Origin of the sequence: Actinomadura formosensis NBRC 14204, assembly GCF_001552155.1 — a bacterium.
GTDB classification, from domain to species: domain Bacteria; phylum Actinomycetota; class Actinomycetes; order Streptosporangiales; family Streptosporangiaceae; genus Spirillospora; species Spirillospora formosensis.
This window is the reverse complement of sequence record NZ_BCQQ01000098.1, coordinates 20,214-27,106: the sequence shown is the minus strand read 5'-3', so window position 1 is coordinate 27,106 and position 6,893 is coordinate 20,214. Positions and strand designations below refer to the sequence as shown.

Here is a 6,893-nt window from a genome sequence, read left to right as displayed (position 1 = left end):
GGCCGCCCCGGGACCGTGCGTCCGGGGGCGGCCCCGCCGGAACCGCTCCAGTTAGTCGGAGGAGACAGACGTGGCAACCCTGAAGGTCGGGCTGGTCTCGCCGGAGCGCGAGATCTGGTCCGGCGAGGCCAAGATGGTGGTCGCCCAGACCGTCGAGGGCTCGCTCGGCATCCTGCCGGGTCACGCCCCGGTGCTGGGCGTCCTCCTGGACGGTAGCGTGGTGAAGATCGAGCCGGCGGACGGCGGCGAGCCGGTCACCGCGGCGGTCGGCAGCGGGTTCTTCTCCATCGCCGCCGACGAGGTGTCGGTGCTGGCGGAGCAGGCCGAGCTGGGCGACGAGATCGACGTGCCGGAGGCGCGGCAGACGCTGGAGGCGGCGCTCGCGGCCGAGAGCGAGGACTCGACGCCGGAGCGGCGGGCGCGGGCCCGGCTGCGCGCGGCGGGCATCGAGGCCTAGAGGTCGACGGACGGCGGTGGAGTTGGGCGAGCACCTGGCACTGGACGTGGGCGGTGTGCTCGCCGCGCTCGTCCTCGTGGCGGCGCTGCTGTTCGTCAGCATGGCGGTGCGCCGCTGGCTGTTCACACGCCGCGGCGGCGCCGTGGAGTGCAGCCTGCGCGAACTGTCCCCGGAGGGCGGAGCCCCGGGAGTGTGGCGGCTCGGCATCGGCCGGTACAAGGGCGATGTACTGCACTGGCACCGCGTGTTCGGTTTCCGCAGGAGGCCCCGGCAGGTGATCCACCGCCGGGGCCTTGTCGTCTCCAACCGGCGCAGTCCCGGTCCGGAGGAGGCGCAGAGCCTGCTGCCGGACGTGAGCGTCATCGAGGTGCGGGACGGTGATCTGACCGTCGAGCTGGCGATGGGCGCGGCGGCGCTGACGGGGTTCCTGGCGTGGCTGGAGGCGGCCCCGCCCGGCTTTCCCGTCGACCTGCACCCTCCGGAGCCGGCGGACCCGGAGCCGCGCCGTCCGGAGTGACGGGCCCGGACCGCTAGCGTGCCGTGACGGAGATCCCGCCGTCTCTGGTGGTGAGCTTGATGTGCCGCTTCGACTGGGAATCCTGGTGGAGGGCCGGGTCGATCCACTTGCTGCCGTTGCCGGTGGACGCGTTGATCGCGTAGCCCTCACCGGCGGGGAGACGCAGGTGGATGGAGCCGTTGTCGGTCCCGGCCTGGACGTCCGCGGGCGGCGCGGTGAAGCGCAGGGTGATGGCGCCGTCCCTCGACCTGGCGGTGATCCGGTCGGCGGTCAGCCCGCGGGCTTCGACGGTGCCGTTGTCGGTGCGCAGGTCGGCGGCGGTGATGCTGCCGCCGACGCGGATGCGGCCGTCGCGGGAGCGGGCCGTGACCTTGCCGGCGGTGAGCCCGGTCGCGTCCACGGACCCGTTGTCGGTGCGCAGGTCGGCGGTGGCGACGCGGCCCGAGACGCGCAGCGACCCGTCCCGCGTGCTGAGGGACGCGGTGGAGGCGCGCAGGTCCGTCGCGGTGATCGCGCCGTTGCCGCTGTGCAGCCGCACCGCCCCGGCGAGCCCGGAGGCGATGATCGTGCCGTCCGCGTTGTCGATCTCCACGGGGGTGGAGCGCGGAACCTGGACGCGGTAGGAGACCCCGCACGCGCCGACCCCGATCACCTGGGTGCCGCACTTCGAGGTGAGCTTCAGGACGCCGCCCTCGGTGACGTGCTTCGCCCGCGGCCTGTTCTTCTCGTTCGACCAGCGCAGCCGTTCGCCGACCCGGATGCCGGGGGAGTCGGACGCGGTCACCTCGATCCGGCTCCCGGCCGCCCGGATCTTCAGCGCGGTGACGCCGGAGGGGACGGTGTAGGAGCGGTCCTCGTGGTGGGTCCCGAAGCTCAGGTTGCCGCAGCCGGTCAGCGCCGTCGCCGCCACAGCCAGGACGGCCGTGCCCGTCAAGGTCCTCACGTGGTCTCTCCCGTTGTCGCCATGCCCCGTACAGCACCAGCCTGGCGTGGTCGGGACGGCGTCACCAGGTGGGGAGCCGGTCATCCGGGGGTGGGGTTAGCCCCACCCCCGGAGCGGTCAGCGTTCCCCGCCGGGCTTCCACAGGAGGTCGCCGTGCTCGGCGTTGGCGACGCGGCAGAGGATGAACAGCAGGTCCGACAGCCGGTTGAGGTACTTGGCGGTCAGCGGGTTGACGCCGCCCTCGGGGACGCCGTCTTCGCCGTCTGCGGCCGGCGGCCCGTTGTGCGCCTCGATCGCCGTCCAGGCGGAGCGTTCGGCGCGCCGGGCCACCGTCCGGGCCTGGTGCAGCAGCGCGGCGCCCGGCGTCCCGCCGGGGAGGATGAAGCTGCGCAGCGCCGGAAGGGCGGCGTTGTGCTCGTCGCACGCCTCCTCCAGCCGCTCGATGTAGGACGCCTCGACACGCAGCGGCGGATACTTCGGATCGGGGACGACGGGGGCGCACAGGTCGGCGCCCACATCGAACAGGTCGTTCTGGATGCGGATCAGCAGCGCGGCGACGTCCTCCGGCAGCGAGCCGAGCGCGAGGGCGGCGCCGATCGCGGCGTTGGCCTCCTCGACGTCGGCGTAGGCGGCGAGGCGCGGATCGGTCTTGCGGGTCCGGGACGCGTCGCCGAGAGCGGTGGTGCCGTCATCGCCGGTGCGGGTGTAGATCCGGGAGAGCACGACGGGGTTGTCCCTGTTCTTCGCCATGCCGAGCAGCCTAGCCCTGCCGCAGGTCGAAGCCCCTTCGGTAGGGTTCCGGAAAGACCTCGGAGGCCGCCGTGTACGACTACATCATCGTGGGTGCGGGCAGCGCGGGCTGCGTTCTCGCCGCCCGACTGACCGAGGACCCCTCCGTGCAGGTGCTGCTGCTGGAGGCAGGGCCGCCCGACGACGCGCCGGAGATCCACATCCCGGCGGCCGTGGCGACGATGATCAAGGGCCCGTACGACTGGGACTATGCGACCGTCCCGCAGGAGCACGCGGCGGGACGCAGCGTGTACTGGCCGCGGGGACGGACGCTCGGCGGCAGCTCGTCCACCAACGCGATGATCTACATTCGCGGGGCCCGGCACGACTACGACACCTGGCGCGACTCCTACGGCTGCGAAGGCTGGGGCTATGAGGATCTCCTGCCCTACTTCCGCCGCGCCGAGGACCAGCAGCGCGGCGACGTCCCCTACCACGGCGTCGGCGGCCCGCTCCGCGTGGAGGACCTCCGCTACAGGCACCCGCTGACCCGCGCCTGGGTGCAGTCGGCGAAGGCGTACGGCCTCGCCGCGAACCCCGACTTCAACGGCGCCGACCAGGACGGCGTGGGCTTCTACCAGGTCACCCACAAGCGCGGCCGCCGCTGGTCGACGGCGGACGGATATCTGCATCCGATCGAGAACCGGCCGAACCTCACGGTCGTCACCGACGCCCTCGCCACCCGCGTCGTGATCGAGGACGGGCGGGCGACCGGCGTCCGCTACGAGGCGCGCGGCGAGATCCACTCGGCCCGCGCGGAGGCGGAGGTCCTGCTGTCCGGCGGCGCGGTGAACAGCCCGCAGCTTCTCATGCTGTCGGGCATCGGCCCCGCCGACCACCTGCGTTCCCTCGGCATCGACGTCGTGGCCGACGCGCCGGTGGGGCAACGCCTTCAGGACCATCCGTTCGTCAACGTCATGTTCGCGACGCCCCACACGAAGGTCCTGGGGGAGCAGGCGAACGTGCGCTCCCTGGCCCTGTACCAGGCGCTGGGGCGCGGGCCCTACGCGTCCAACGTGGCCGAGGCGGGCGGTTTCGTCCGGACGGTCGAGGGGCTGCCCGCCCCCGATCTGCAGTACCACGTGCTGCCGACGCCGTTCGTCGACCAGGGGCTCACCGAGTCGTCCGAGCGGCTGCTGTCCGTCCTGGTCACGGCGATCGCGGTCGCCGGCCGCGGGTCGTTGACCCTCCGGTCCGCCAGCCCCTACGCCAAGCCGCTGATCGACCCCGCCTACCTCGCCGACAAGGCGGATCTGGACATCCTGGTCGCGGGCGTCCGGCAGGCGCGCGAGATCGCCGCGTCGGGCCCCCTCGCGTCGCTGATCGGCGGCGAGTGGGCGCCGGGCGAGCAGGTCGAGTCCGATGAGGCGATCATCGACTTCATCCGCCGCGACGTCGCGACGCTGTTCCACCCGACGAGCACCTGTGCGATGGGCGGCGACGACTCGGTCTGCGACCCCGACCTGCGTGTTCGCGGCGTCGAGGGCCTCCGCGTCGTGGACGCCTCGGTCATGCCGGCCGTCCCCCGGGGCAACACCAACGCCCCCACGATCGCGATAGCCGAACGCGCCGCCGACCTGATCCGCGGCCGGACCCCGTTGCAGCCGGCGGGCTCCCGGACGGCCGGCGCCCGGAAATGAGGAACGCCCCCGTCAGCTGACGGGGGCGTGGGGCCGTGCGGACAGGCCGCGGGCGTCACCGCTTCAGCGCCTTCGCGATGCGGGCGCGGCGTGCGTTCTTCACCTCGCTCCGCAGGACCCTGACGCGGTCGCTGATGATGATGCTGCTGAACTCCGGGCGGATCATGTCGTTCTCCTTGTTCCCGCCGGGCCCTCTTGGCCCGACATGTACAAGGTTCGTCCTAAGCCCCCGCCCCCCACATTGGGACGACGCCTTATATTCACCGCCTCAGACCGCCTTAGTCCGCGGCGGCCGCACCGAAAGAACCTGAGCCGGCCGCTTAGCGCCTTCGGGCCGGTTCGGTGGGTCAGGCGACTTCGATGAATCCCAGGTGGTCGTAGAGGCGGCGCGCGCGGCGGTTGCGGCGGGTCACGGCCAGGGTGAGGGTGTCGTGGCCCTGCTGGACGAGGGCGTGCATGGCCGCGTGGATCAGCCCTTTGCCCAGGCCCTGCCCGGCGTGGGAGGGGTCGGTGAAGAGGAAGGCCAGCAGCGGCACGTCCATGTAGAGGGTGACCAAGGCGGCCCCTACCGGACGGCCGTGGTGATCGGCGACAAACGACGCGTCGCGCAGGAACGTGCCGTACTCGCCGTCCAGGGTGAGCTGGATCTCGCGTGCCGCGCCGACGAGGTTGCCGACGTCGGCCTCGTCGGGTGTGCCGCGGTAGGCCGCCCACATGACGGCGGCGAGCGCGGGGACGTCGGCGTCGGCGAATGGTCGCAGGCCGGGCGCGGGCGGAGGTGTCGCGCCGAGCGTCACCTGAAGGCGGCTGCGCACGGGTGCGCCGAACGTCCCGGATGTCATGGTTTCGAGTCTAGGCGCGGCCCCCGCCGGAATCCGGCGGGGGGCGAGCACGGCGTCACCGCTTGTAGCGGCGGCCGTGGATCATGTTGATCAGGCCGAGGACGCGGGCCATCTCCTTCTCGCTGCGGCCGAACGTGGTCAGGTTCATCGTCGCGAACCGCTGCCGGGTGATGGCCTTCGGGCGGGCGAACTCGCGCAGGCCGTCCGCGCCGTGGATGCGGCCGAACCCGGACTCGCCGACACCGCCGAACGGCAGCGCGGCGACCTGGGCGAACGCGGCGAACGCGTTGATGGCCGTCATGCCCGACCGCATCCGGCGGGCGATGTCCATCGCGCGGGACCGGTCGCCGGAGAAGATCGTCCCGGCGAGGCCGTAGCCGGTCTTGTTGGTCTTCTCGACCGCCTCGTCCAGGCTCTTGACGCGGTGGACGGTGATCGTCGGGCCGAATGTCTCCTCGCAGACGGCGGCCGAGTCGTCCGGCACGTTGGTCAGCACGACCGGCTCCACGTACGGCTTGCGGACGGACTCGGGGCCGCCGACGACCGCCTTGCCGCCCTTGGCCAGCGCGTCCTTGATGTGCCGTTCGATGATGTCGAGCTGTGCCGGCATGGTGATCGGGCCGTAGGCGGCCTCGCGGTCGAAGCCGGGACGCAGGTCGCGGGCCTTCTCGGTGAGCTTGCCGAGGAACTCGTCGTACGCCTCGTCCACGACGTAGATGCGCTCGACGCCGATGCAGGTCTGGCCCGCGTTGGACATGGCGCCCCACAGTGCGGCGTCGGCGGCGGCGTCGAGGTCGGCGTCGGCGTCGATGATGCAGGCGTCCTTGCCGCCGCACTCGGCGACGATCGGGGTGAGGTTCTCGGCGCAGGCGGCCATGACCCGCTTGGCGGTGCGGGTCGAGCCGGTGAAGGCGATCTTGCCGACGTGCGGGGAGGAGGCGAGCGCCGCGCCGGTCTCGCCGAACCCGGTGACCGTCTGCAGCACGGGATGCTCGGGGATCACCGCGGCGACCAGTTCGGCGAGGAACACGCCGACGCCGGGGGTGAACTCCGACGGCTTGAACACGACGGCGTTGCCGGCCGCGAGCGCGTAGCCGATCGAGCCCATCGGGGTGAAGATCGGGTAGTTCCAGGGGCCGATGACGCCGACGACGCCGAGCGGCTGGTACTCCAGCACGCAGCGCTGGTTGATCGCCATGAGACCGGGGTAGACGCTGCGCGGTCCGAGGGTCTTGTGCGCGTTGCGGGCGGCCCAGTCCAGATGGGTGATCGCCATGATCGTCTCAAGCTGGGCGTCCTGCACCGGCTTGCCGGTCTCCTGGTGGATGAGCTCGGCCATCCGGTTCAGGTTGCGGGTGAGCGACCCCTTGACGTTGAGCAGCCGGAGCCGGCGCTCCTTCCAGCCGAGGGCGCGCCACCACTCGGCGGCCTTGCGGGCGCGCTCGATCGCCGCGGCCACGGCGGCCCCGTCCTGCACGGGGTGCTCGGCGACGACCTCGCCGGTGGCCGGGTTCAGGGACGCGAACGTCTCGGTGTTCTCCGTGGCCACGGACATGGGGACCTCCCGGCAGGAGCCTGGTAAGTGAATGCTTGCGCTGGGTGTCGGCTAGTAAATCAGCCTAATCCCCGGTGGGGGAGCCGGGGATCCAACTCCCGTGGAATCCGGCCGGGCGGCGGGTCCACCGGTGACGTTCTGGGCAAGCTC

Annotated in this window: 7 protein-coding genes; 3 read left to right on the top strand and 4 right to left on the bottom strand. The window is 72.2% G+C overall.

The genetic code is table 11. The features are described 5' to 3' along the window. Positions 1–70: 70 nt before the first annotated feature. Positions 71–457 carry a F0F1 ATP synthase subunit epsilon gene (locus AF1_RS23170; RefSeq protein ID WP_067803120.1) on the top strand — a complete coding sequence of 129 codons (387 nt, stop codon included), beginning with the start codon at positions 71–73 and terminating at the stop codon, positions 455–457. Positions 458–473: 16 nt separating this feature from the next. Continuing rightward, the gene (locus tag AF1_RS23165; protein WP_242608951.1) at positions 474–974 is read left to right on the top strand and encodes a DUF2550 domain-containing protein; all 501 of its coding nucleotides are present in this window, start codon (positions 474–476) and stop codon (positions 972–974) included. A gap of 13 nt (positions 975–987) precedes the next feature. Here AF1_RS23165 and AF1_RS23160 read toward each other — a convergent pair whose 3' ends face one another. Beyond that, the gene (locus AF1_RS23160; RefSeq protein ID WP_165488433.1) at positions 988–1,917 is read right to left on the bottom strand and encodes a DUF4097 family beta strand repeat-containing protein; all 930 of its coding nucleotides are present in this window, start codon (positions 1,915–1,917) and stop codon (positions 988–990) included. A 117-nt stretch (positions 1,918–2,034) separates the two neighbouring features. Further along, entirely contained in the window at positions 2,035–2,667 is a 633-nt protein-coding gene (locus tag AF1_RS23155; RefSeq protein ID WP_067803110.1) for a cob(I)yrinic acid a,c-diamide adenosyltransferase, read from the bottom strand. Between the two features lie 71 nt (positions 2,668–2,738). Between AF1_RS23155 and AF1_RS23150 the strand changes: the two genes are divergently transcribed. Continuing rightward, positions 2,739–4,346 carry a GMC family oxidoreductase gene (locus AF1_RS23150; protein ID WP_067803103.1) on the top strand — a complete coding sequence of 536 codons (1,608 nt, stop codon included), beginning with the start codon at positions 2,739–2,741 and terminating at the stop codon, positions 4,344–4,346. Between the two features lie 347 nt (positions 4,347–4,693). Here the strand turns inward: AF1_RS23150 and AF1_RS23145 are convergent, their stop codons facing one another. Both AF1_RS23145 and AF1_RS23140 read right to left on the bottom strand, forming a co-directional pair. Then, the gene (locus AF1_RS23145) at positions 4,694–5,188 is read right to left on the bottom strand and encodes a GNAT family N-acetyltransferase (protein WP_067803100.1); all 495 of its coding nucleotides are present in this window, start codon (positions 5,186–5,188) and stop codon (positions 4,694–4,696) included. Between the two features lie 55 nt (positions 5,189–5,243). Further along, positions 5,244–6,743: an aldehyde dehydrogenase family protein gene (locus AF1_RS23140; RefSeq protein WP_067803097.1), complete on the bottom strand. Its 1,500-nt coding sequence runs from the start codon at positions 6,741–6,743 to the stop codon at positions 5,244–5,246. Positions 6,744–6,893: the final 150 nt, after the last annotated feature.